Origin of the sequence: Nonomuraea sp. PA05, from assembly GCF_008086045.1 — a bacterium.
Lineage (GTDB): Bacteria > Actinomycetota > Actinomycetes > Streptosporangiales > Streptosporangiaceae > Nonomuraea > Nonomuraea monospora.
Genome location: NZ_VSEY01000056.1, coordinates 39,266 through 63,109, shown reverse-complemented (window position 1 = coordinate 63,109; position 23,844 = coordinate 39,266). Strand labels below are relative to the sequence as shown.

At 71.1% G+C, this 23,844-nt stretch carries 17 protein-coding genes and 1 pseudogene; 6 read left to right on the top strand and 12 right to left on the bottom strand.

What is annotated here, in order from left to right:
* Positions 1-3: 3 nt before the first annotated feature.
* The 7 genes and pseudogenes from FXF51_RS53135 to FXF51_RS53105 all read right to left on the bottom strand — a co-directional run bounded on the left by FXF51_RS53135 (position 4) and on the right by FXF51_RS53105 (position 6,797).
* Positions 4-888 (bottom strand): aminoglycoside phosphotransferase family protein, encoded by an 885-nt coding sequence (locus FXF51_RS53135; protein ID WP_148442482.1) that lies wholly within the window; start codon positions 886-888, stop codon positions 4-6.
* 5 nt (positions 889-893) lie between these two features.
* A pseudogene (locus tag FXF51_RS53130) lies at positions 894-1,310 on the bottom strand (phospholipase D-like domain-containing protein); the annotation flags it as partial.
* A gap of 27 nt (positions 1,311-1,337) precedes the next feature.
* The gene (locus FXF51_RS53125) at positions 1,338-2,333 is read right to left on the bottom strand and encodes a LacI family DNA-binding transcriptional regulator (RefSeq protein WP_148442480.1); all 996 of its coding nucleotides are present in this window, start codon (positions 2,331-2,333) and stop codon (positions 1,338-1,340) included.
* A gap of 33 nt (positions 2,334-2,366) precedes the next feature.
* Positions 2,367-3,737, bottom strand: a complete 1,371-nt coding sequence (locus tag FXF51_RS53120; RefSeq protein ID WP_148442479.1) for a GH1 family beta-glucosidase — start codon at positions 3,735-3,737, stop codon at positions 2,367-2,369.
* On the bottom strand, positions 3,734-4,537 hold the full coding sequence (locus FXF51_RS53115; protein ID WP_148442478.1) for a carbohydrate ABC transporter permease: 804 nt from the start codon (positions 4,535-4,537) through the stop codon (positions 3,734-3,736). Before FXF51_RS53115 ends, FXF51_RS53120 begins: the two co-directional genes overlap by 4 nt.
* Positions 4,534-5,496 carry a carbohydrate ABC transporter permease gene (locus tag FXF51_RS53110; protein WP_148442477.1) on the bottom strand — a complete coding sequence of 321 codons (963 nt, stop codon included), beginning with the start codon at positions 5,494-5,496 and terminating at the stop codon, positions 4,534-4,536. Before FXF51_RS53110 ends, FXF51_RS53115 begins: the two co-directional genes overlap by 4 nt.
* Complete coding sequence (locus tag FXF51_RS53105; RefSeq protein ID WP_148442476.1) at positions 5,493-6,797, bottom strand: extracellular solute-binding protein; 1,305 nt, start codon at positions 6,795-6,797, stop codon at positions 5,493-5,495. Before FXF51_RS53105 ends, FXF51_RS53110 begins: the two co-directional genes overlap by 4 nt.
* Positions 6,798-7,015: 218 nt before the next feature.
* Here FXF51_RS53105 and fepB point away from each other — a divergent pair, with 218 nt between their 5' ends.
* Both fepB and FXF51_RS53095 read left to right on the top strand, forming a co-directional pair.
* Positions 7,016-7,993: a Fe2+-enterobactin ABC transporter substrate-binding protein gene (gene fepB / locus FXF51_RS53100; protein WP_148442475.1), complete on the top strand. Its 978-nt coding sequence runs from the start codon at positions 7,016-7,018 to the stop codon at positions 7,991-7,993.
* The gene (locus FXF51_RS53095) at positions 7,993-8,961 is read left to right on the top strand and encodes an alpha/beta hydrolase-fold protein (RefSeq protein ID WP_148442474.1); all 969 of its coding nucleotides are present in this window, start codon (positions 7,993-7,995) and stop codon (positions 8,959-8,961) included. Before fepB ends, FXF51_RS53095 begins: the two co-directional genes overlap by 1 nt.
* Before the next feature lie 3 nt (positions 8,962-8,964).
* Here FXF51_RS53095 and FXF51_RS53090 read toward each other — a convergent pair whose 3' ends face one another.
* The 4 genes from FXF51_RS53090 to FXF51_RS53075 are packed head-to-tail and all read right to left on the bottom strand — an operon-like array spanning position 8,965 to position 13,859.
* Positions 8,965-9,981, bottom strand: coding sequence for a FecCD family ABC transporter permease (locus FXF51_RS53090; protein ID WP_222871872.1), 1,017 nt, complete (start codon positions 9,979-9,981; stop codon positions 8,965-8,967).
* Between the two features lie 40 nt (positions 9,982-10,021).
* Positions 10,022-10,993 (bottom strand): FecCD family ABC transporter permease, encoded by a 972-nt coding sequence (locus FXF51_RS53085; RefSeq protein ID WP_148442472.1) that lies wholly within the window; start codon positions 10,991-10,993, stop codon positions 10,022-10,024.
* Positions 10,994-11,038: 45 nt separating this feature from the next.
* On the bottom strand, positions 11,039-11,929 hold the full coding sequence (locus FXF51_RS53080; RefSeq protein ID WP_148442471.1) for a serine/threonine-protein kinase: 891 nt from the start codon (positions 11,927-11,929) through the stop codon (positions 11,039-11,041).
* A gap of 40 nt (positions 11,930-11,969) precedes the next feature.
* Positions 11,970-13,859, bottom strand: a complete 1,890-nt coding sequence (locus FXF51_RS53075; RefSeq protein ID WP_262380471.1) for an N-6 DNA methylase — start codon at positions 13,857-13,859, stop codon at positions 11,970-11,972.
* Between the two features lie 76 nt (positions 13,860-13,935).
* On the opposite strand from FXF51_RS53075, the gene FXF51_RS53070 reads away from it, so the two are divergent.
* On the top strand, positions 13,936-14,706 hold the full coding sequence (locus tag FXF51_RS53070; RefSeq protein WP_148442469.1) for a PP2C family protein-serine/threonine phosphatase: 771 nt from the start codon (positions 13,936-13,938) through the stop codon (positions 14,704-14,706).
* A gap of 123 nt (positions 14,707-14,829) precedes the next feature.
* Positions 14,830-15,711: a CHAP domain-containing protein gene (locus tag FXF51_RS53065; RefSeq protein WP_148442468.1), complete on the top strand. Its 882-nt coding sequence runs from the start codon at positions 14,830-14,832 to the stop codon at positions 15,709-15,711.
* Positions 15,712-15,771: 60 nt separating this feature from the next.
* Here FXF51_RS53065 and FXF51_RS53060 read toward each other — a convergent pair whose 3' ends face one another.
* Positions 15,772-16,824, bottom strand: coding sequence for a glucose 1-dehydrogenase (locus tag FXF51_RS53060; RefSeq protein ID WP_148442467.1), 1,053 nt, complete (start codon positions 16,822-16,824; stop codon positions 15,772-15,774).
* 104 nt (positions 16,825-16,928) lie between these two features.
* On the opposite strand from FXF51_RS53060, the gene icmF reads away from it, so the two are divergent.
* A complete protein-coding gene (gene icmF, locus FXF51_RS53055; RefSeq protein WP_148442466.1) occupies positions 16,929-20,114 on the top strand; it encodes a fused isobutyryl-CoA mutase/GTPase IcmF in 3,186 nt (1,061 codons plus the stop codon).
* Positions 20,115-20,205: 91 nt separating this feature from the next.
* Positions 20,206-23,769: a S8 family peptidase gene (locus FXF51_RS53050; RefSeq protein ID WP_148442465.1), complete on the top strand. Its 3,564-nt coding sequence runs from the start codon at positions 20,206-20,208 to the stop codon at positions 23,767-23,769.
* Positions 23,770-23,844 lie beyond the last annotated feature (75 nt).

Sequence of the window (23,844 nt, the reverse complement as noted above, 5' to 3'; positions counted from 1 at the left end):
GGGCTATCGGATGGCGCCGCTGGGGTCGCTGAGCCACGTCCGCAGCGTCGAGCGGGCCGCGCCCGCCTGGCCGGGGAAACGCAGCGCCCTGGCCAGCACCCACAGCGTGCCCTGCAGCCCGCGCGCCGCCAGGAACGCCCGCAGGCCGGGCGCGCCGGGGTCTGTCCCGTACGCCCGCACCGCCGCCCGGCCGTCGAGCCGCGTCGTCCGGAGCAGGCAGGCCAGGTCCCATTCCACGGGTGCCGCCATGCACTCCTTGAAGTCGTTCCAGAGCAGCCCGGCGGGCGTGGCGAGGAGGTTGCCGGGATGCGCGTCCCCATGCACGGCTTGAACGCCGGCGGCCTCGTCCCGTACCTGGGCGGCGAGTGCCGCGTGCGCCTCCCGCAGCCGCGCCAGCTCCCCGGCCCCGACCAGCCCTGAACCCCTCTCGGACAGCAGGTCCAGCAGCCGCACCGGCTCGTCCAGCACCGGCTCGAGGAACGGCAGCTCGCCGGGAAACCCGCGCAACACCGCGTGCAGCTCAGCGAGCATCCCCCCGGCCACGTCAGGCGTGACGACGTGGCCGGGATCGTGCGGGACGTGCGCCCAGAACGACATCGCGACGCCGTCCCGCAGATGAGGCCCGGCGGGCAGCAGGTCGCTGGGCGGCACCACCGGCGCGCCCGCGTCGCGCAGGTACGACACGACCGCCACCTCCCGCCCCAGCGCCCCGGCGGGGTCGGGCCGGCCGAGGGCGGTGGTGGTGGGCACCCGCGCCACGACGGGTGCGGGCCGCAGCAGGATGCGCAGGTTGAAGGAGTCGTTCAGCACCACCGGCTCCACCACCCGCACCCCGTGCTCCTCGGCGACGGCGACGGCGGCGGACACGGCGGCACTGCGGGAGATCATGCCACCTATTGTCTGCAGGCGCTCCGCAGCCCGTAGAACCAGGACAGGTACTGGTCGTGGACGGCCCGGCCGGAGATCCGGAGGAAGGCGTCGTCGGCGTTCTCCAGGGCGGTGAAGTTGGCGCTGCCCGTGTAGACGCGCGGCGTGATGTCGTCGTCGTAGAACCCGTCGATCATCATGAGCTTGTTGTGCGTCACGACCTCCCGCGTCCCCACCGTGCACCGGCACGGCGTGACCTGGATCGTGCGCCCGTTGACCGTCGTGGCGAGGATCGAGCGGATGGTGTCGTCGACGCTCTTGGCGTCCTGCGGGCGGTTGTCGTAGTACACGATGTCCACCCAGCAGTTCTCGCCGCGCAGCCGGACCAGCTCGCTCGCGATCGCCTGCCGGTTCTTGTTGAACGCGGTCAGCGCCATGCGGACGTCCGCGCGGGCGGGGCCGACGGCACCCTAGGCCGACTCTCTGATCACCAGCTCCGTGGGCAGGATGATCGGATCGGTCGGCCCGCCCTCGAACAGGTTGAGCAGCAGCCTGACCATGGCCGCCGCCTGCTCGGCGATCGGGTGCCGCAGCGTCGTCAGCGGCGGCTCGGTGTACTTGGCCGCCTCGACGTCGTCGAACCCGACCACGGCCACGTCGTCGGGCACCCGCCGCCCGGCCTGGCGCAGCGACTGCAGGGCCCCGACCGCCATCATGTCGTTGGCCACGAACACGGCGTCGAGCGCCGGGTCGTCGCCGAGGAGCTGGCGCATCGCGATCGCGCCTGACTCGCGGGTGAAGTCGCCGACCGCCACGATGGAGCGGCGGTCGGAGTCGCGCAGCACGTTGCGGTAGCCGGACAGGCGGTCCTGGCCGGCGATCATGTCCTGTGGCCCGGCGATGGTGGCGATCCTGCGCCGCCCGGTCTCCACCAGGTGCCGCACCCCGGCCTCGGCCCCGCCGACGTTGTCGTTGTCGACGAACGGGATGTCCACCGGGACGGCGGGACGCCCGTACGAGACGACCGGCACCCGCAGCCTGGACAGCGCGGCGGGCAGCGGGTCGGCGCCGTGCATGGACAGCAGCATGACCCCGTCGACGTGGCCGCCGGAGATGTAACGCTCCACCCTGGCGTGGCTCTTCGGCGAGGACGCCAGCATGAGCACGACCTGCTTGTTGATCGCCTCCAGCTCCACCGAGGCGGACCTGATCGCGGTGGAGAACAGCGGATCTTCGGAGAAGACCCTGGTCCCCGGCTCGCTGACGACCAGGGCCACCGAGTCGGTGCGCTGGGTGACCAGGCTGCGCGCGGCGGAGTTGGGCACGTAGCCCAGTTCGTCGATCGCGCGCAGCACGGCGTCGCGGATGTGCGGCGCCACCGTCGTCTGTCCGTTGACCACGCGGGAGGCGGTGGCGCGCGAAACGCCCGCGCGGGCGGCGACCGCCTCAAGGGTCGGGCGTCTCATGTCTGCACCAGGAGGGAGAGCACGTCAAAGAATCTACAGGCCGTTCCTGACGATCACGTCCCGGTACCACAGCGCGCTGTCCTTGGGGACGCGCTCCAGGGTCGCGTAGTCGACGTGCACGATGCCGAAGCGCCGCCGGTAGCCCTCGGCCCACTCGAAGTTGTCGAGCAGCGACCACACCAGGTAGCCGCGCAGGTCGGCGCCCGCCTCGATGGCCCGGTGCACCTCGCGCAGGTGCCCGTCGAGGTAGGCGACCCGCTCGTCGTCGTGCACCCGGCCGTCGCGTACGACGTCGTCGAAGGCGGCGCCGTTCTCCGTGACCATGAGCCCGACCTGCGGGTAGTCCTGGGAGAGCCGGACGAGCAGCCGCGACAGCCCGTCCGGCACGATGGGCCAGCCCATCGCGGTGGTCGGCGCGTCGGCCGTGGCGAACCTGACGTCCTCCGAGCCAGGCCACGCGGCGTCGGCCGGCAGCCCCGGGCCCGACTCGACCACGCACGGGTTGTAGTAGTTGACGCCGACCAGGTCGATCGGGGCGTTGATCAGCTCCAGGTCGCCGTCCTGGATGTGCTCCGTGCCGCCGTTGCGGGCCGCCGCCTCCAGCACCTCCTCCGGGTACGTCCCGTAGACGGCGGGGTCGAGGAACTGCCTGGTCAGCAGCGCGTGGACGCGGTGCACCGCGGCCGCGTCCGCCTCGCTCGGCACCGCCGAGGGGTCGTTGACCTGGGCGGGCGTGAGGACGGGGGAGGAGTTGACGACGAGCATGAGCTTGCGCGCGCCGGCGTCGCGCAGCCTCCTGGCCGCCAGGCCGTGGCCGAGCAGCAGGTGGTGGGCCGAGCGCATGGCGTCGGCGGCGCGGCGGCGGCCGGGCGCGTGCACGCCGTTGCCGTAGCCGAGGAAGGCGGCCACCCAGGGCTCGTTGAGCGTGGCCCAGTTGTCGACGCGGTCGCCGAGCTTGGCGTGGACGGCTTCGGCGTAGTCGGCGAAGCGGTAGGCGGTGTCCCGGTTCGTCCAGCCGCCGCGGTCTTCGAGGGCTTGGGGTAGATCCCAGTGATAAAGCGTGACATATGGCGAAATTTCGGCGGCTAGTAGTTCATCTACGAGCTTGTCGTAGAACGCCAGGCCGCGCGGGTTGACCGGGCCCTCGCCGTCCGGCTGGATGCGCGGCCAGGCCACCGAGAACCGGTAGGCCGCCAGCCGCAGCTCGCGCATCAGCTCGATGTCGTCGCCGTAGCGGTGATAGTGGTCGCAGGCCACGTCGCCGGTGTCGCCGTCGGCCACGTTCCCGGGGGCGTGGGAGAAGGTGTCCCAGATCGACTGGCCCCGCCCGTCCTCCTTGACCGCCCCCTCGATCTGGTAGGAGGCCGTGGCGGCACCCCAGACGAAGTCCTCGGGAAAGATCATCCCTTAACAGCTCCTTGCATGATTCCGCCGATGATTTGTTTGCCGAACAGCGCGAAGACGGCGACGAGCGGCAGGGTCCCGATCGCCGTTCCCGCCAGGCCGAGCACGTAGTCGTTGACGTACCCGCTGGCCAGGGTCGAGAGCGCCACCTGGACGGTCGGATTGTCCGGGGTGAGCACGACCAGCGGCCAGAAGTAGTCGTTCCAGGCCGACATGAACGTCAGCATGCCCAGCACCGCCGCCGCGGGCCGCGCGGCGGGCAGCACGACGTGCCAGAACAGCCCCCACGTCGTGCAGCCGTCCACCCGGCCGGCCTCCAGCAGCTCGGTGGGCAGGGCGCGCGAGAGGTACTGCGTCATGAAGAACACGCCGAACGCGTTGACCAGCGCGGGCACGATCAGCGCGTAGTTGGTGCCGGTCCACTCCAGCTTCACCATGAGCATGTAGAGCGGGATGATGCCGAGCTGGGCGGGCACCATCATGGTCGCGACCGTGATCACCAGCATGATGTTCCTGCCCCTGAACTTCAGCTTGGCGAAGGCGAACCCGGCCAGCGTCGAGAAGAACATCACCGCGATCGAGATCGCTCCCGCCACCATGAACGAGTTGGCCAGCGCCAGCCCGAAGGGCACGGTGTCGAAGACCCGGGACACGTTGGCGAAGAAGTTGCCACCGGGGATCAGCGGCGGCGGCACCTCGGCCAGCGCGGAGTTGTGCCTGGAGGCCACCACGACGCTGTAGTACAGCGGGAAGGCCGAGAAGAAGGCCACCGCGGTCAGGGTCAGGTATCGCAGTCTCACACCAGACCTCCCTTCACCTTGCGGGTGATCAGGAAGTTGATCCCCGCGACGATCACCACGGCCACGAACATCAGCCACGACGCCGCCGAGGCGTAGCCGAAGTCGAACGTCGAGTTCGCGAAGCCCTGCTCGTAGACGAACAGCGCCAGCGTCTGGAACTGGCGGTCGGGGCCGCCCGTTGCGATGCCGCCACCGCCGCCGCTGCTCTGCCCGAACAGCATGGGCTCGGCGATGATCTGCATGGCGCCGATCGTGGAGACGATGACCACGAAGATGATCGTCGGCCGGATCATCGGGATGGTGATCTTGCGGAGCTGGGTGAAGTTGCCTGCGCCGTCGATGGTGGCGGCCTCGTACAGCTCGCGCGGGACGGCCTGCATCGCGGCCAGGAAGATCAGCGCGTTGTAGCCGGTCCAGCGCCACATGATCATCACCGACAGCGCGACGTGCGAGGTGGCCGTGCCCGCCGCCCAGTCGATGTGACCGACGCCGAACCAGGACAGCATCCAGTTGATCATGCCGAAGTCCCGGCCGAAGAGCTGGCTGAAGATCACCACTACCGCCACCACGCTGGTGACGTTCGGCAGCAGCAGCGCGATCCGGAAGAACGTCTGGAGACGCAGCCGCCGGTTGAGCAGGTGCGCCAGCCAGATGGCCAGCGCGAGCTGCGGCACGGTCGACAGCACGCCGATCGACAGGGTGTTGAAGGTGGCGTTCCAGAAGTAGGCGTCGGTGAGCAGCGTCGAGTAGTTGCCCAGGCCGACGAACTCCTGAGTGTCGGAGAGCAACGTCCACTCGTGCAGGCTCACCCAGGCCGTGTAGACCAGCGGGAACAGCCCGAAGGCGCAGAACAGCAGGAAGAACGGGGCCACGTAGGCGTACGGCGACACCCTCAGGTCGAGGGTGTGCCGCACGCTGCGCCTACGCCGTCGCGTGACCGCGAGGGGAAGGGTGCTCATTTGATCTTCTGTACGTCCTCGAGCACCTGCGCCCACGCCTCTTCCGGCGTCTGCTTGCCCTGCTCGACGCGGCCGAGGCCGTTGCCGATGGCGGTGCGCACGTCGGCCTCCTTGGGGCCGAGGTGCTGCGGCTTGAGCGCCTTGGCGGCGTCGGAGTAGATCTTGCCGATGGGGGCGTCGCCGAAGAACGGCTTGGTGAAGTTCTGGATCGACGGGTCGTCGTACAGGGCCGGGATCGACGGGAAGGTGCCCTCCTCCTTGAAGACCTTGGCCTGGTTCTCCTTGGAGGTGAGGAAGTCGATCAGCTCGGCCGCCTCCTTCGGGTGCTTGCTCTGCTTGGGCACCATCAGGTGCGAGCCGCCGCTGTTGCCCGAGCCGCCGGGCACGTTGGCGATGTCCCACTTGCCGGCCGAGTCCTTGGCCTGCTCCTGGATGAAGCCGGTCATCCAGGCCGGGCAGATGATCGTGGCGAACGAGCCCTTGGCGAAGCCGGTGTTCCACGGCGGCGAGAAGGCGGCCAGCTTGGCGGTCAAGCCGTCCGCGGTGAGCTGGTTCGACAGGTCCCAGGCCTTCTTCACGTCGGGGTTGGAGTCCACGATGATGTTGTCCTGGGCGTCGTACAGGCCGACGGGCGCCTGGTTGACCATGGCGCGGAAGATCTCACCGGGGGAGTCCACGAACTTGGCCCCGGCCACGTTGGCGGCGGCGAACTTCTTGCCCGTCTCGATGTACTGCTCCCAGGTGGGCCAGAGCGCCGACACCTCCTCGCGGCCCTCGGGCAGCCCGGCCTTCTTGAACAGGTCCTTGCGGTAGCACATGGCCAGGCCGCCGACGTCGGTGCCGAGGCCGAGCACCTGGGCGCCGTCCTTGCTCAGGCCCTGCTGCCACTTCCAGTCGAGGTAGTCGGCCTGGCGCTTGTCGAGCCCGTACTGCTTGAGGTCGGCGAACTTGCCCGGCTGGGCGGTGAACGTGCTGATGTAGCCCACCTCGACCGCCGCGACGTCCCCCGCGCCGGCGTTCGTGGCCAGCCGCTTGACCAGGTTGCTGTGGTGGTCGTTGAACTGCGTGACGTTCTCGACGATCTCGATGTTCGGGTGGGTCTTCTTGTACTCGTCGTAGAGCGGTTTGAAGCCGAAGTCGCCGAACAGGTCGACGGTCAGCTTGATCTTCTCTCCGGGCTTGGCGCTCGACTCGGTGGCGGTGTCGCCGCCTGCGCCGCCGCCTCCGCCGCACGCCGTCGCCAGGGCGAGAAGGGACGCGGTGAGCAACGGCAGGCCGAGCCGCCGGATGCGAGGGGCCATGGGAAACCCTCCTGGGGTCCTGCTAAGGGGGATGGGTGAGAGAGCGCTCTCTCAAGAGAGTCTCGGTGCTCACATGCTGCTGTCAACCGGGGTTAAATAACGATCTGTGTTACCCGAGAGAGCGCGTTCTCTCGAACGACACACCCCTCGGGAAGGCTGGGAGGAGGTTAGGTTAGGCTCCCCTAATTGAAATTAGGCATACCTAACTTGGAGTTGATGTGGCATCCCTCATCCGCGCCGGCCTCGCCGCGCTCCTGGCCGCGGTCAGCCTCGCCGCGTGCGGGTCCGGCGACGACCCGGCCCCCTCGGCGCAGGCGGGACCGGTACGTACGGTGCAGCACGAGGCCGGCACGACCGAGGTGCCCGCCACCCCGAAGCGCATCGTGTCCACCAGCGTCACCATGACCGGCCAGCTCCTCGCGCTCGGCGCCCCCGTCGTCTCCTCCCAGGCCACCCCTCCCGGCCCCATCACCGACGCCAACGGCTTCTTCAAACAGTGGTCCGACGCCGCCACCAAGGCCGGCGTGACCGTGCTCTACCAGGGCTACGAGGCCGACATCGAGAAGGTCATCGCGGCCAAGCCCGACCTCATCGTCGGCAGCGCCTCCGGCGCCGACAGCACCGCCAAGGTCTACGACCAGCTCAAGGCCGTCGCGCCGACCATCCTGTTCCGGCACGACAACGTCACCTGGCAGGAGCTCAGCACCAAGCTCGGCCAGGCGCTCGGCCTGGAGGCGAACGCCGCCAAGCTCGTCGCCGACTACGACCAGCGCGTCACCGAGGTCAAGGGCAAGATCAAGCTCCCCGCCGAGGACGCCGTCGTCCTGCGCGACAACAACACCGACATCCCCGTCTTCACCGACGCCTCCGCCCAGGGCGGCCTGCTCACCGCGCTCGGCTTCAAGCTGCACCCGGTGGACGCGGCCCTGGCCGCCGAGTCCAGCAAGGAGGGCGGCGGCCGCAAGGACATCGTGAACATCTCCCAGGAGAACGTCATCAAGGCGTTCGGCGACAGCTCCATCTTCTTCGCCGGCCACAGCCCCCAGCAGATCGCCGCCACCGAGGCCAAGGCCCTGTGGAAGGACCTGCCCGCCGTCACCGGCAAGCGCGTCTACGACCTGGGCCTCGACGCCTTCCGCATCGACTACTACAGCGCCACCAACATCCTCGGCCGCATCGAGCAGCAGTTCTCCTGATGCGCGACCGCCCGCCGCGGGTCCCCAGGCCCGCACCTCCGCAGACCCTGCCCGCCCCGACGCTCGACCTGGACGTCTCACCCCTGGTGACCGAAGTGGACGCCGGCCACCGGGCCGTGACGTTCTCGTGGCGCGGGCAGGCGGCGGAGGTGCGGGTGCTGGCCAACAAGCTGACCCACGACACCGACGCCGCCCTGATGGAGCGCACCGGCGACCTGTGGCACCGCACCTACCTGGTGCCCGCGGGCTGGCGCGCCTCCTACCGCCTGTCCGTGGACGGCGCCCTGACCGCCGACCCGCGCAACCCGCGGCTCTGGCAGGGCTTCTCGATCGCCGAAACCGTCCCGCCGTCGCCCTGGCTCACCCCCGGTGGCGAGCCGCGGCACGAGCTCACCCGCCACCCCATCGGCTGGCGGTACGACCCCGTGCGCCCGCCGCGCGCCACCCTCGTCGTGCTGGACGGCGAGCACTGGGTGGACGACCTGCCCGTCATGCTCGACAACCTCATCGAGGCGGGAACGCTGCCCCCGGTCACCGCCTGGCTCGTGGAGTCGGGGGCGGAGCGGGCGCGGCTGCTCACCTGCGACCCCGCCTTCGTGGACGCGCTGCCGTACGAAGGGGCCACGGTGATCGCGGGGCAGAGCTTCGGCGGGCTGGCGGCCGTGTACGCCGCCCATCGCCGGCCTGATCGGTTCGTGGCCGCGGTGTCGCAGTCGGGGTCGTTCTGGTGGCCCAACGGACCTTCGCCTGAGTGGCTCACGGGGGAGCTGTCCGGGGCTGCGCCGCCTACCGTGCACCTTCAGGTCGGCAGCGATGAGTGGGCTCTGGTGGGGCCGACGGCTCGGTTGCGGGAGCGGCTGGGGGAGATGAGCACGTTCCGGGAGTATGCGGGCGGGCATGATCGCTACTGCTGGCGCAACGAGCTCGCCGACGGCCTCATCACGGCCTTCGCCACCCTGCCCCGCTAGCAGCTAGCGGCGCCACTCCCGATACAGGAGCCAGGCCAGGTACAACCCGCCGAGCCCCCCGGTCAGCACCCCCACGGGAAGCTGGCCGGGCGTCGGCAGTCGTTGCGCCACCAGGTCGGCCGCCGCCAGCAGCAGCGCCCCCATGGCGGCCGACGACCCGATCCCCGGCCCCGGCGCGCGAGTGACCCGCTTGGCGAGCTGCGGCGCCGCCAGCGCCACGAACCCGACCGGCCCGGCACTCGACACCGCCACCCCCGACAGCCCGACCGCGACCAGCAGCAGCACCAGCCGCAGCCGCTCGACCCGCAACCCCAGCGCCCCCGCCGCCGCGTCTCCCATCTCCATCAGCGCGGCCGACCGGCCCAGCCCGAGCGCGACGGGCAGCCCCACGACGACGGCCAGCGCCACGGGCCACACCCGGTCCCAGCCGGCCCCGGCCAGGCTGCCGATCAGCCACACCTTGGCCCCCTGCGACTCGTACAGGTCGGCCCGGGTCAGCAGGTACGCGATGAGCGAGTGCAGCATCGCCGTCACCCCCACCCCGACCAGCACCAGCCGGGTCCCCTTGACTCCCCGCCTGAACGACAGCGCGTACACCGCCAGGCCCGCCGCCAGCCCGCAGGCCAGCGCCCCCAGTGAGACCCCCTGCCCGGTCTCCGAGCCCAGGACGAGGATCATCAGCACGGCTCCGGCGGCTGCTCCCGCGTTGACGCCGATGACGTCCGGGCTGCCCAGGGGGTTGCGTGACAGGCTCTGCACGACCGCCCCGCCGACGCCCAGCGCCGCCCCGACGAACAGGGCCAGCAGCACCCGGGGCGCTCGCAGGGTGTAGACGATCATCTCGGTGGCGGCGTCGCCGTACCCGAGGAGCGTCCGTAGCGCGTCGCCCGCCGACAGGGCCGACCCGGTGCTCAGCGCGACCAGGGCCAGCGCGGCGCTCGCCGCCAGCAGGCACACCAGCACCACGCAGGCCCGCACATGCACGCGCAGGGTCAACCCGGAGATCCGAACAGTCCTCACGCCTGCCACCGCCTTGCCGGCCCCGAGATCCGCACCGTCCTCACGCCGCCACCGCCTTGCGTCGGCGCAGCAGGTAGATGAAGATCGGCCCGCCCACGAACGCGGTGACGATCCCGCTCTCCAGCTCCCCGGGCCGCACCACCACCCGCCCCACCACGTCGGCGGCCAGCAGCAGCGCGGGCGCGAGCACGGCAGAGTAGGCCAGCACCCAGCGGTGGTCGGGCCCGGTGAAGGCCCGTACGGCGTGCGGCGCCATCAGCCCGACGAACCCGATCGGCCCGGCCGCCGCCGTGGCCGCCCCGCACAACAGCGTGATCGCCACCCCGGCGAGCAGCCGGGTACGCCCCAGCCGCACCCCCAGGGCCTGCCCCGTCTGCTCGCCGAGTGCGATCACGTTCAGCCCGCGCCCGAGCGCCAGCGCCAGCACGGCCCCCACCACCACGAACGGCGTCACCTGGATCACCACGTCGAGGGAGCGCCCGGCCAGCGCTCCGACGTCCCAGAACCGCCACTGGTCGAACACGCCGGAGTCCAGCGCCAGCACCCCGTTGATCGCGGCGACCAGCGAGGCGCTGATGGCGGCTCCGGCGAGCACGAGGCGGGTGGGGTGCTGGTTGCCGAGGGCGTACACGGCCACGGCCGCCACCAGCGCCCCCGCCATGGAGAACCACACCCAGGTGGTCATGTCGTGCGCGCCGAAGAACAGGATGGAGCAGACGACGGCCAGGGAGGCGCCCGAGTTCACGCCGAGCAGCCCTGGGTCGGCGAGCGGGTTGCGGGTCAGGCCCTGCATGAGCGCTCCGGCGAGGCCGAGCGACAGGCCGACGCAGAGGCCGAGGAGGGTGCGGGGCAGGCGCAGGTCGTAGATCACGGCGGCGGTCTCGCCGCCGTCAGGGTGCCAGAACTGCTGCCACACCTCGCTGATGGGTATCGCCTGCGCGCCGACGGCCAGGCTCAACGCCGCCATGGCCACCAGCACCGCCAGGGACAGCCCGAGTCCCGTCCACCGCATGCAACCTCTCCTCGTTAGGCAAGGCTTACCTTAGCGGTGGAGGGTTCAGGTGGTCAGGGCGCGTCCCGCCATGCGGGCGTACATGCGGCCGGGGCTCGGCGCCGCCGTCAGGAAGCCCGGCAGCATCGGCAGGTCCACGGCGAAGGGATCGAGCCGCCCGTACAGCTCGTCCGCGTCGGCGGGCCGGTCGTCCGGCTTCTTCTCCAGCAGTTGCGCCAGCAGCGCGCTCAGCGCGTCCGGCAGCCCGGGGATCAGCGGCGGGCGCTCCTTGACCTGCTTCTCGAAGACCACGTAGTCGGTCGGCCCGGTGAAGAGCTGCCGTCCGCTCAGCATCTCGTGCAGGACGCACCCGAGCGAGTAGAGGTCGCTGCGGGGCTCGGCGACGCCGTGCTGGATCTGCTCGGGCGCCATGTACGCCGGAGTGCCCAGGATCTGCCCGATCCGCGTGAACGTCGTGACGTCCGACTCCCGCAGCATGGCCAGCCCGAAGTCCAGCACCTTCACGCTGCCGTCGGGGCAGAGCATCAGGTTGGTCGGCTTGAGGTCGCGGTGGCAGATCGCCAGGCTGTGCGCCGCCGACAGCACCGCGCACGCCTGCGCCGCGATCGCCGCCGCCCACGGCACCGGCAGCGGCCCGTGCTCGTGCACCACGTCGGCCACGGTGACGCCCTCGATGAACTGCATCACCTGGTAGAGGCGCTGCTCGTGGGTGCCGAAGTCGTACAGGACGGGAGCGCCCGGATGCTCCAGCCTGGCCAGGATGCGCGCCTCGCGGATGAACCGGCGCTCCAGCTCGTGATCGGGCCCGCTGGGCAGCCGCAGCAGCTTCACCGCGACCCGGCGGTCGAGGTGGCGGTCGTGGCCCGCGTAGACCGCTCCCATGCCGCCCTGCCCCAGAGGGAGGTCGTCGAGCTCATAGCGGTCACCGATGACCATCAACGCCCCTCCCGCAGCCTTTCGGGGAAAAACTACACCGTCAGGACTGCGGGTGCAGGTGCCCGTCGGCGAGGCCGTCGAGGCCCAGCCGGATCAGGGTCTGCCCCAGCGTCGAGGTCTCACGGATGGCGTCCTCCAGCACGGCCAGTTGCCTGAACGCCTCGCCGTACGCGCGCTGCTCCTTCAGCGACAGCCGCGGCAGGCGGGTGCGCCGCACGTCGAACCTGCTGGAGCCGGTCGTCACCCGGCCGCCGGCCGCGCGCAGGAACCCGGCCAGGAAGTCGGGGTCGAGCCGGCGCGCGTCCACCCGGTAGAGCGTCAGATGCGGCCCCAGCACGGCTCCGCCGCCGTCCTCCATGACCCGTACGGCCGAGTAGGAGGCCACCACGTCGCCCGGCTGGATCGGCACGAGCCCCTGCTGCATGGTCGTCAGGCCGGACGGGGCGCCGCCGTTCAGCACGTCGTCGGAGGTCAGGACCGGCACCTCGCCGCCGTCGGCGGACATCTTGGGCGGCGCCTGGGACGTCGTCACCAGGCCCTCCTTGATCAGGTCGCCGAGCGTGGTGGCGGGCTGGTCGAGCGGCTGCTCCAGCACCTTCAGGTCGGGCGGCACGGCCGCCGCCGACAGGAAGCGGTCGCGCGCCTCGGCGAACGCCCGGCCCACGTCGTCGCGCCGCTGGTGCCGGGCCGGCGTCATGTCGACCTCGTCGGCCAGCAGGTCGATGATGCGTACGGTCTGGTCGGAACGGTCCTCCAGGTACGCCTGCCAGGCCGGCTCGACGATCGACAGGTCGGCCGTGGCGTCCAGGATGAGCACCTCGGACGGCGGCCGCTCACCGGCGGCCGGGCGGCGCAGCAGCCACAGGTCGCTGCCGGGCAGCGCGACGACCGCCCGCAGGGCGCCCGCGCGCAGCAGGTTGGCGCGGATGCGGCGGCCCGCCTTGCGGCTGGCGGCGGCGGGCGGCATGAGGATGGCGACCAGGCCGCGCGGCTTGACGTGGGTGAGGCAGTGCTGCACCCAGGCCAGCTCGGGCTCGCCGCGCGGCGGCAGGCCGTACTCCCAGCGCGGGTCGCCGGTCAGCTCCTCGTAGCCCCAGGCCCGCTCGTTGAACGGCGGATCGCACACGACGGCGTCGGCCCGCTCGCCCGCGAAGCCGTCGTGCCGCATGGTGTCGCCGGCCACGATGCTGGCCTCGACGCCGCGCAGCAGCAGCCTGGAGGCGGTGATGGCGGCCGCGGTCTCGCTCAGCTCCTGGCCGAGCACGCGCGCCGGGGCGAACGCGTCCCGGTCCTGGCCGAGCACGCGCGCCGGGGCGGACGCGTCCCGGTCCTGGCCGAGCACGCGTGCCGGGGCGGACGCGCCCGGGGCGGCGCCGCGTTCCTCTCCCTGCGCCCTCGCCGCGCGGAGGGGGGCGAGCAGCAGGGTGCCGACGCCGCAGGCCGGGTCGAGTACGGTGCCGCCGCCGGCCCCCACCAGCCGCACCATCAGGGCGGCGACGTCCTCGCGGGTGACGGAGAGCTGGCGTGAGTGGGCTTCGAGGTAGCGCTCGCAGAGGAACTCGTAGGCGGCCGACGCGCCGTGCTGCTCACCCAGCTCCCGGACGAGCCCGGCCAGCTCGCTGTCGAGCTCCCGGGCGGTGTCCGTACTGGTCAGCAGGGCTCCGGCCTGGGCGACCAGCTCGCCCAGCCGCAAATCGCCCGCGGCTTTCAGGCGTTGCCAGACCCGATCTCCCAGCGATACCTGGTAGGACTTCCCATAGCGCCGCAGCCACGCCTCGACCTGCCGCAGCGAGAAGAGGGGCTGGTTGGCGGTACCGCCGACGGGCTGGGGGAAGTCGTCGTGGCGACGGCGCCAGTTGCTCACCGCGGCACGCCCGACACCTGCGAGCCGGGCGATGTCCCCGGCGTTCACGGTCGGGTCGTGGCTCATGGAGCCCACAGTAGTTCACAAGAGTCTTCAGCGCATCTGCTTGTGAAGTCTTTCAACCAATGATTTACTGCAGGGTATGAAGCACAACATCCGCTATGCCGCCGGATCAGACGTGGGCCGCCGCAGGGAGCAGAACGAGGATTCTGGCTACGCGAGCGGCCGGTTGCTCGTGGTGGCTGACGGGATGGGTGGACATGCGGCCGGCGAGCTGGCGAGCTCGGCGGCGTGTGCCGTCATGCGCGAGCTGGATGCCACGCTTCCCGAAACGGGCTCCGACCTGGAGGCGGCGCTGGAAGGCGCCGTGCACGAGGCGGCTCGCAGGCTGGTCGAGCTGGCCGACATCGACCCCGCGCGCAGAGGCATGGGGACCACGGTGACCGCCATGCTGTGGGATGGCTACCACTTCGCCCTGGCTCATCTCGGTGACTCCCGCGGATACTTGCTTCGTGATGGCGCGCTCTACCAGATGACCAAGGATCACACACTTGTGCAGTCGATGGTGGACGAAGGCCGGATAACGGAGGATCAAGCCGCCGTGCACCCCCGCCGCTCGATGGTGCTGCGGGTGCTGGGCAGCGAGGGCAGGGCGGAGCCCGACATGGCGCTGCGCGAAGCCGAGCCTGATGATCGCTACCTCCTCTGCTCCGACGGGCTCACGACCGTGCTCGGGCCCGAGATGCTGCACGAAGTGCTGACCACGGTGACAGACCCGGCGGCGTGCGTCCAGCGGCTCATCGACCTGGCGAACGAGGGAGGCTCGCCGGACAACGTGACCGTGATCGTGGCCGACGTCGTCGCGCCCGGACTCGGCGACGAGGGCGTCTACCGCGTGGGCGCCGGCTCCTAAGGGCAGTAGTAGCCCGCCACATCCGTCTCAGGAGTCACATAGCCACCATTTCTGCTTACAACTAGACACTTTCCAGGGAGATACGCGCGAATTCGCGATGGCGCTACTACAGTCCATCGTGATTTGTCGGTTTTCTCGGGAGGAGTCACCCTGGACCCGATCGCGGACGAGCTGCTGAAGACGGTGCGGCAGGAACTCGGCTACAAGGAGAAGAGCGGCCAGTTCACCAAGTTCGGCCAGTGGTACGCGGATCGCGTCCAAGACACCCAGTACCGCGACGCGCCATGGTGCGACATGTTCCTCGCCTGGGCCGCGAACAAGTCCGGCCTCTCCGACTACGTCGGCGAGTTCGCCTGGACACCCTCCCACGCGGCCTGGTTCATCCAGCAGAACGCCTGGAGCAGACAGCCGGAGCCGGGAGCGCTGGTCTTCTTCGACTGGCGCGGCGGCAAGAGCTACAAGGGCATCGACCACGTCGGAGTCGTGGAGCGGGTCGAGGGCAAGAAGATCCACACCATCGAGGCGAACGTCGACCGGGTCTGGCTCAAACGCAAGACCAGGGAGACGGACAAGGTCGTCGGGTACGGCCTGCCGCGCATGGTCAAGGAGAACGTGGAGCGGCTGGAAGAGATCCGCTCCACCGAGCGGCCGATCGTGGCGCCGCCGCGCACCGGGACGGAGCACGGGTCGCCGCTGGACGTCCTGGGCACGCCGCCCGCGCTGCTGGCCGCGATGGTGCTCATGACGATCGTGCTCTCGTTACGCGTCACCGGACGCCGCCGGGGCACGCATCGGCGGCTGGCGTGGCTGCCGTGGCGCGGCGAGCGGACGAGCCCTCCGGCCGGGCCCAGGGTGCCGTCGCCCCGCAACCCGTTCGCGGACGCCGAGCAGGAGCAGCCCAAGCCACGTGCCGCCGCGAAGGCGCGCGTTCCGGCAGGAGCCGGTCCCGCCTCCCCGAAGCCGCACCCCACCCCGAAGAGGCGCAAACCCTACGACCCGAGCTGAGCGCCCGCGCGGCGGCCGTGCTCATGGCGTCGGTCCGCGCCTGCCTTGTCGGCTTCGCGTTCACGCCGTCAGGTCGATGACCACCTTGACGTCGTCCTCGGCGGGCTGGAACGCGTCCAGCGCGCTCGACAGCGGAACCCGCCGCGTGATCAGCCGCTCCAGCCACCCCCGATCCGCCGCCGCCAGCGCCGCCGCCGCGTCGCGGAAGTGACGCAGGTTGGCGTTGACGGTGCCGAAGATGACGTCGTTCTCCAGGACCACGTCCCGGTTGATGACCCCGGCGTCCACCCGGTGCGTACGCCCGCCCGGCGCGAGCCCGCACAGGCACACGATCCCCGTGGCGGCCGTGGTGATCATGGAGTCGATGACGAGCTGCCCCGCCCCCGTGCACTCGATGATGATGTCCGGCTTGTCCTGGGCGAACGACTCCAGGGACGAGGCCGAGTGATAGGTCCCGCCCAGCGCCTCGACCAGGTCCGACTTGAAGCCGCGCGGCGCGCGGTCGAGCACGTGCACCTCCATGCCGCGCTGCCGCCCCAGCAGCGCAGCCAGCAGCCCGATCGGCCCGGCCCCCGTGACCAGCAGCGTGTGCGGCTCGAACCAGGCCCGCGAGCCGATCCGCTCGATCTGCTCCCAGCCCTTGGCCACCACGGACGCGGGCTCGACCAGCACGCCGACGTCCGCCAGCGACGGGTCCAGCCGCACCGCGTAGGCGGCCTCGACGGTCCACTTCTGGCTGCCGTACCCGTCGATCTCCTTGATGCCCCGCTCGGTGTAGCGGCCGTTGCGGCACATGTCGAACTCGCCGTGCTTGCAGGCCCCGCACGGCTCCGGGTCGGGCCGGCGGACCACGCCGACCACCAGGTCACCAGGTGAGAACGCGGAGCCGTCCGGCGACTCAAGTACCCGGCCGAGCGACTCGTGGCCGATGACCATGCGGTCCTTGCCGGGTGGCGGCCAGCCGTACTCGGCCTCGTCCAGCTCCCGATCGGTCCCGCAGATCCCCAGGGCGAGTCCCTCGACCAGCAACTCGCCCCGATGTGGTTCCGGGTCCGGTAGTTCCTCCACGTCGAGCGTGCCCTTCTCCCCCGGCACGAACGTCAGCGCGCGCATCGGCGTCACCCCCCTGCACACCCCTCTACCCCGACGCTCTTGGGAAATAGTAGGACGTCCTAGTATCTTCGGAAGGAGAGGCCTCCACGAAGGAGTGATCAGGCGTGCACGTCCCGGTACACCCAGTACGCTTCGTGACCGCCGCGGCCCTGTTCGACGGGCACGACGCGGCGATCAACATCATGCGGCGCATCCTCCAGTCCCAGGGGGCCGAGGTCATCCACCTCGGGCACAACCGTTCGGTCGACGAGATCGTCACGGCCGCCATCCAGGAGGACGTCCAGGGCGTCGCGATCAGCTCCTACCAGGGCGGCCACGTCGAGTTCTTCTCCTACCTGGTGGAGCTGCTGCGCGAGCGCGGCGCGGGGCACGTCAAGGTGTACGGCGGCGGCGGGGGAGTGATCGTCCCCGAGGAGATCGAGCTGCTGCACTCGCGCGGCGTCACCCGCATCTTCTCGCCCGAGGACGGCCAGCGTTACGGCCTGCCCGGCATGATCAACAAGCTGATCGAGGACTGCGACGCCGAGCTGGGCGACCCGCCGCCGGTGGAGGCGGTCGTCTCCGGCGACCAGGCCGCGCTGGCCCGCGCGATCACCCTGATCGAGTCGGGCCGCGCCCCCGAAGGCCTGGTCGAGGGCCTGCGCGCGGCGGGCAGGCAGGCCCCCGTGCTCGGCATCACCGGTACGGGCGGCTCGGGCAAGTCCTCGCTCACCGACGAGCTGGTCCGCCGCTTCCGCGTCGACAACGACGACAAGCTGCGCATCGCGATCATCGCCATCGACCCCACCCGCAGGCGCGGCGGCGGCGCCCTGCTCGGCGACCGCATCAGGATGAACAGCCTGAGCGCCCAGACCTACTTCCGCTCCCTGGCCACCAGGGGCGCGCCCAACGAGGTGCCCGCCTGCCTCGACGACGTGATCACCGCCTGCCGCGCCGCCGGCCACGACCTGGTGATCGTCGAGACGCCCGGCATCGGCCAGGGCGACGCGGGCATCGTGCCGCACGTGGACGTGCCGATCTACGTGATGACGCCGGAGTTCGGCGCGGCCTCCCAGCTGGAGAAGATCGACATGCTGGACTTCGCCGAGGCCGTGGTGATCAACAAGTTCGAGCGGCGCGGCGCCGAGGACGCCCTGCGGGACGTGAGCCGCCAGCTCGTCCGCAACCGCGAGGCGTTCGGCGCCTCGCCCGGTGACATGCCGGTCTTCGGGACGATCGCCGCCCGCTACAACGACGCCGGGGTCACCGCGCTCTACCACCACCTCAAGCCGCTGCTCCCGACCGGCGCCGACGGCTCCGGGCTGCTCGCGGCGGTCGAGGGACGCACGTCCAAGGCGTCGGCCGCGATCGTGCCGCCCGCGAGGGCGCGTTACCTGGCCGACATCGCCGAGACCGTGCGCGCCTACCACGCCGAGACGCTCGCCCAGGCGGAGGTGGCGCGCCGCCGCCAGCAGCTCGCCGCCGTCCGTGACCTGCTGACCGAGGAGGGGGAGCGGGAGATCGAGCGGGCCGGGCGGGAGCTGTCGGACGAGAGCCGCGCCCTGCTCGACGGCTGGCCCGCCGTCAAGGAGCGCTACACCGCCGACGAGCTGGTGGTGAAGGTACGCGACCGCGAGATCCACACGCCGCTCTGGCGCGAGACGCTCTCCGGCAACCGCATCCCGAGGGTGGCGCTGCCCCGCTACAGCGACCACGGCGACCTGCTGCGCTTCCTCAGGAGCGAGAACCTGCCGGGCATGTTCCCGTTCACGGCCGGGGTGTTCCCGTTCAAGCGCGACGACGAGGACCCGACCAGGATGTTCGCAGGGGAGGGCGACCCGTTCCGCACGAACAGGCGGTTCAAGCTGCTGTCGGCGGGGCAGCCCGCGACCCGGCTGTCCACGGCGTTCGACTCGGTGACGCTGTACGGTCACGACCCCGACGTCCGACCCGACATCTACGGAAAAGTCGGCACTTCGGGGGTTTCGATTGCGACGCTCGACGACATGAAGGTGCTCTACGACGGGTTCGACCTGGCGGCGCCCAACACGTCGGTGTCCATGACCATCAACGGCCCGGCCCCCACCATCCTGGCCTTCTACCTCAACGCGGCCGTCGACCAGGCCAGGGACCGCTTCCGCGCCGAGCACGGCCGTGACCCCGGCGCGGACGAGGACCTCGAACTGCGCGCCCGCACCCTCGCCACGGTCAGGGGCACCGTCCAGGCCGACATCCTCAAGGAGGACCAGGGGCAGAACACCTGCATCTTCTCCACCGAGTTCTCCCTGCGGATGATGGCCGACATCCAGCAGTGGTTCATCGAGCACGGCGTCAGGAACTTCTACTCGGTCTCCATCTCCGGCTACCACATCGCCGAGGCCGGGGCCAACCCGATCAGCCAGCTCGCCTTCACCCTGGCCAACGGCTTCACGTACGTGGAGGCGTACCTGGCCAGAGGCATGCGGATCGACGACTTCGCGCCGAACCTGTCGTTCTTCTTCTCCAACGGCATGGACCCCGAGTACAGCGTGCTCGGCAGGGTCGCCCGCCGCATCTGGGCGGTGGCGATGCGCGAGCGCTACGGCGCGGGCGAGCGCTCGCAGAAGCTGAAGTACCACATCCAGACCTCGGGCCGCTCCCTGCACGCCCAGGAGATGAACTTCAACGACATCCGCACCACCCTCCAGGCCCTCATCGCCGTCTACGACAACTGCAACAGCCTGCACACCAACGCCTTCGACGAGGCCGTGACCACCCCGTCGGCCGACTCGGTGCGCCGCGCCATGGCCATCCAGCTCATCATCAACCGCGAGTGGGGCCTGGCCAGGAACGAGAACCCGTTGCAGGGCGCGTTCATCGTCGAGGAGCTCACCGACCTGGTGGAGGAGGCGGTGCTGAGCGAGTTCGAGCGGCTGTCGGACCGGGGCGGCGTGCTCGGCGCGATGGAGACCGGCTACCAGCGCGGCAAGATCCAGGACGAGTCCATGCTGTACGAGATGCGCAAGCACGACGGCTCGCTGCCCATCGTCGGCGTGAACACGTTCACCAAGGACAGCGACGAGCCCGAGCCGCACAAGCTGGAGCTGGCCAGGGGCACCGAGCAGGAGAAGCAGTCGCAACTGCGGCGGCTGCGCGACTTCCACGAGCGCAACCGCTCCGAGGCGCCCGCCCACCTGGCACGGCTGCGGGAGGCGGCGATGTCGGACGGGAACGCGTTCGCGGTGCTGATGGAGGCGGCCCGCCACTGCTCGCTGGGCCAGATCACCGACGCCCTGTTCGAGGCGGGCGGCCAATACCGGCGCAACGTCTGACGAACGGGTGATGGCGGGGTTGTGTCACGGCGGGTATTCGCCAGCCCGATGCCCTTCCCCGCCGATCATCCGAACCGGTGGAATCCGGTGCATGCCCCTCACTCCCAGAACCCTCACCGGCGTCCTGGCGGCGGCGCTGGCGGCGACCGGCCTGTCGGCGCCCTTAGCGGCGCACGCGGACACCCGGCCGGCCGCGCAGACCCCGCAGGACACGGAGATCACCCTCATCACCGGCCACCGGGTCCACTACGTGGACGGCCCCGGCGACCAGGACACCGTCACCGTGGACCGCCCGGCCGGCGCCCAGGGCGGCGTCCAGATCCAGCAGTCGGGCGGCGACCTGTACGTGCTGCCCGACGAGGCCGTGCCGCTGCTCGCGGCCGACCGGCTGGACCGGCGGCTGTTCAACGTCACCGCGCTGGCCGAGATGGGCTACCGCGGCACCCCGCCGGTGATCGTCTCCTACGCGGGCGCCGCGCCGCGCTCGGCGACCGGCGCGCAGGTCGTCCGGGCGCTGCCCAGCGTCAAGGGCGCGGCGCTGCGGCTCGGCGCGGACCCGCGCCCGTTCTGGAACTCGCTCGGCACGGCCGCGACCGCGCGGTCGGGCCCGGCCAAGGTGTGGCTGGACGGCAAGGCCAGGGTCGCGCTCAAGGAGAGCGTGCCGCAGGTCGGCGCCCCGCAGGCGTGGGCGGCCGGGCTCGACGGCGCGGGCGTCAAGGTCGCCGTGCTCGACACCGGCGTGGACGATACCCACCCCGACCTCAAGGGCCGCATCGCCGAGTCCACCAGCTTCGTGCCGGGCGAGGAGGTCAAGGACGTCAACGGCCACGGCACCCATGTGGCCTCCACGGTGGCGGGCACCGGCGCCGCGTCCAACGGCGACAACAAGGGCGTCGCCCCCGGCGCCGAACTGCTGATCGGCAAGGTGCTCGGCGACGACGGCTACGGCCAGGACTCGTGGATCATCGCGGGCATGGAGTGGGCGGCGGCCAGGGCCGAGGTCGTCAGCATGAGCCTGGGCAGCAGCCTGCCCGACGGCGGCGCCGACCCCATGGCGCAGGCCGTGGACACCCTGTCGGCGCAGCACGGCACGCTGTTCGTGATCGCCGCGGGCAACAGCTACGGCGAGGGCACGATCGGCGCGCCCGGCTCCGCGGCCTCGGCGCTGACCGTGGGCGCGGTGGACAAGTCCGACAGGCGGGCCGCGTTCTCCAGCATGGGGCCGCTCGACCGGACCTACGGCCTCAAGCCCGACATCTCCGCGCCCGGGGTCGCGATCAACGCGGCGCACTCGTCGTACAACACCGAGGCGGACGGGCCGTACTGGAAGCTGGACGGCACCTCCATGGCCACCCCGCACGTCGCGGGCGCGGCGGCCATCCTGCTCCAGCGGCACCCCGGCTGGACCGGGCAGCGGCTCAAGGACGCGCTGATGAGCTCCGCCGAGGCGGTGCCGTACACGCCGTTCGAGCAGGGCACGGGCCGGCTCGACGTGGCGGCGGCCGTGCGGGCCACGGTGACCGCGACGGGCTCGGTGCCCACCGCGTTCTACGACTGGCCGCACGCCGACGGCGACCCGAGGACCGACCGGACGATCACCTACCGCAACGACGGCGACGCCGGCGTCACGCTCGACCTGGCGGTCAGCGGCTCCACCGCGGCCACCCTGTCCGCGCCGCAGGTCACGGTGCCCGCGCACGGAACCGCCGACGTCACGCTGAGCATCGACCCGGCGGGGCTGGAGCCGGGCGCCAAGGCGTCCGGGCTGGTCACCGCCACGGCGGGGGAGACGTCCGTGCGCACCGCGTTCGGCGCGGTCAAGGAGCGCGAGCTGTACGACCTGACCCTGAAGCTGCGCGACCGCGACGGCGAGCCCGCCGCCGGACGGGTGGTGCTGGCCGCGTTCAACGGCGACATGATCCCGTACGACGTGGACGGCGAGCGGGTGCTGCGCCTGCCGCCGGACACCTACGTGGCGTACTCGCTGCTGGAGGTGGCCGGGCAGCGCGCCGACGCCCGCGGCATGGCCCTGCTGATCGACCCCGAGACCGTCCTCGACGGGAACAAGGAGGTCGTGCTCGACGCGAGCGAGGCCAGGCCGCTGAACGTCAGCACGCCGCGGCTCGCCGAGCGGCGGCAGACCCAGCTCGACTTCGCCAGGACGATCCCGGGCCAGGACCGCCCGATCAGGCTCGGCTACGTGCTGCCCATCTGGTACGACAGCGTCTACGTCTCGCCCACCGAGCGGGTCACGAAGGGCACGTTCGACTACCTGACCCGCTGGCGCGCCGGCGAGCCGAGCCTCACGCTCGACGTCTCCGGCCGCGCCCCGCTGATCACCACCGTGCAGGGCGGCGGCACCCTCACCGACGGCCGTTCGCTGCTGCGCACGGTCAGCGCGGGCAAGGGCGCCGCGCAGGACTACGCGGGCGTGGACGCCAGGGGCAAGGCCGTGATCGTCACCCGCAGCGCCGAGGTCACCGCCGAGGAGCGGGCCAAGCAGGCCGTCGCAGCCGGCGCCAAGCTGCTGGTGGTCGTCAACGACGCGCCTGGACGCCTGTACGAGAGCTACGGCGAGGGCCTGCCGATCCCGATCGTGCTGGTCACCCGCGACGAGGGCGCGAGCCTGGCCGGCAAGCTCGCCGTGGTGCGGCAGCGCGCCTACGCCACCTACCTGTACGACCTGGTGGACCTGCACCGGGGCGCCGTCCCCGACCGCGACCTGACCTACCGCGCCCGCGGCCTGGCCGAGATCCGCGGCGTGTACCGGGGCGCCACCACCGGCCAGGAGGGCGGCGGCTTCCGCTACAACCTGGTGGACGGCTGGGGGCCCGCCTTCGGCTTCCAGGAACGCGAGTACTTCCCGGCCGAACGCACCGAGTGGGTCACCACCGGATCGGGTTACCGCTGGTACGAGAACCACTTCATCGGCGGCGCCGACGACTGGGAGATGCGGCAGAAGCCGCAGACCTACCGGGCGGGGCAGAAGGTCACGCACGAGTGGTTCGCGCCGGTCGTCCGGCCGCGGCTGAGCACCGAGTACTGGGGGCCGTTCCGCGACCAGGGCAACGGCATGCAGTTCAACATCCCGCCGCTGGCCGACGGCACGCCGGGACACTCCGGTGGCGGCGGCGACGAGTACGCGAACATGTCGATCGCGCTCTACCAGGGCGACAAGCTGATCAGGAAGTCGGCGGGGCGCGCCATGGCCGTCTGGAACGGGCTGCCCGAACAGGCGGCGCCGTACCGGCTGACGCTCGACGTGAACAGGGACGCCGAGCGCTGGCGCACCTCCACCCGCACCCGCACCGAGTGGGGCTTCACCTCGGCCCCTGTCGACCCTGAGGGTCCTTATCAGGTGGACATCCCGATGATGCAGCTCGACTACGACGTCAAGGTGATCGGCCCGATCGTCAGGATCGGCCTGTCGGCGACCACGCAGGAGTGGCTGGACTCGCCGAGCAGGGCGAGCAAGGCCACGCTGTCGGTCTCCTACGACGACGGCGCGACGTGGCAGCCCGCCGTGCTCGTGCCGACAGGCAAGGGCGCGTGGACCACCGCCGTCCGCGGCGGCTCCCTGTCGCTGAAGGCCACCGCCTCGGACGCCAAGGGGAACACGGTGAGCCAGGAGATCATCCGGGCTCTTGTGAGCTAGATAACCGTGCAGTCACGATTCGGGGCCGAAGACGGCTATGTCGCCTTTGGCCCCATTTTCTCTCCCATACTGGTC

Bases quoted from the DNA above. Each gene is read 5' to 3' on its own strand.
- FXF51_RS53120 (WP_148442479.1), bottom strand. From the start codon at position 3,737: ATGATCTTTCCCGAGGACTTCGTCTGGGGTGCCGCCACGGCCTCCTAC.
- FXF51_RS53075 (WP_262380471.1), bottom strand. From the start codon at position 13,859: ATGAGCCACGACCCGACCGTGAACGCCGGGGACATCGCCCGGCTCGCA.
- FXF51_RS53125 (WP_148442480.1), bottom strand. From the start codon at position 2,333: ATGAGACGCCCGACCCTTGAGGCGGTCGCCGCCCGCGCGGGCGTTTCG.
- FXF51_RS53085 (WP_148442472.1), bottom strand. From the start codon at position 10,993: ATGCGGTGGACGGGACTCGGGCTGTCCCTGGCGGTGCTGGTGGCCATG.
- FXF51_RS53060 (WP_148442467.1), bottom strand. From the start codon at position 16,824: ATGCGCGCGCTGACGTTCGTGCCGGGGGAGAAGGGCACGCTCGACGTG.
- FXF51_RS53095 (WP_148442474.1), top strand. From the start codon at position 7,993: ATGCGCGACCGCCCGCCGCGGGTCCCCAGGCCCGCACCTCCGCAGACC.
- FXF51_RS53080 (WP_148442471.1), bottom strand. From the start codon at position 11,929: ATGGTCATCGGTGACCGCTATGAGCTCGACGACCTCCCTCTGGGGCAG.
- FXF51_RS53070 (WP_148442469.1), top strand. From the start codon at position 13,936: ATGAAGCACAACATCCGCTATGCCGCCGGATCAGACGTGGGCCGCCGC.
- FXF51_RS53050 (WP_148442465.1), top strand. From the start codon at position 20,206: ATGCCCCTCACTCCCAGAACCCTCACCGGCGTCCTGGCGGCGGCGCTG.
- FXF51_RS53105 (WP_148442476.1), bottom strand. From the start codon at position 6,797: ATGGCCCCTCGCATCCGGCGGCTCGGCCTGCCGTTGCTCACCGCGTCC.
- FXF51_RS53135 (WP_148442482.1), bottom strand. From the start codon at position 888: ATGATCTCCCGCAGTGCCGCCGTGTCCGCCGCCGTCGCCGTCGCCGAG.
- FXF51_RS53110 (WP_148442477.1), bottom strand. From the start codon at position 5,496: ATGAGCACCCTTCCCCTCGCGGTCACGCGACGGCGTAGGCGCAGCGTG.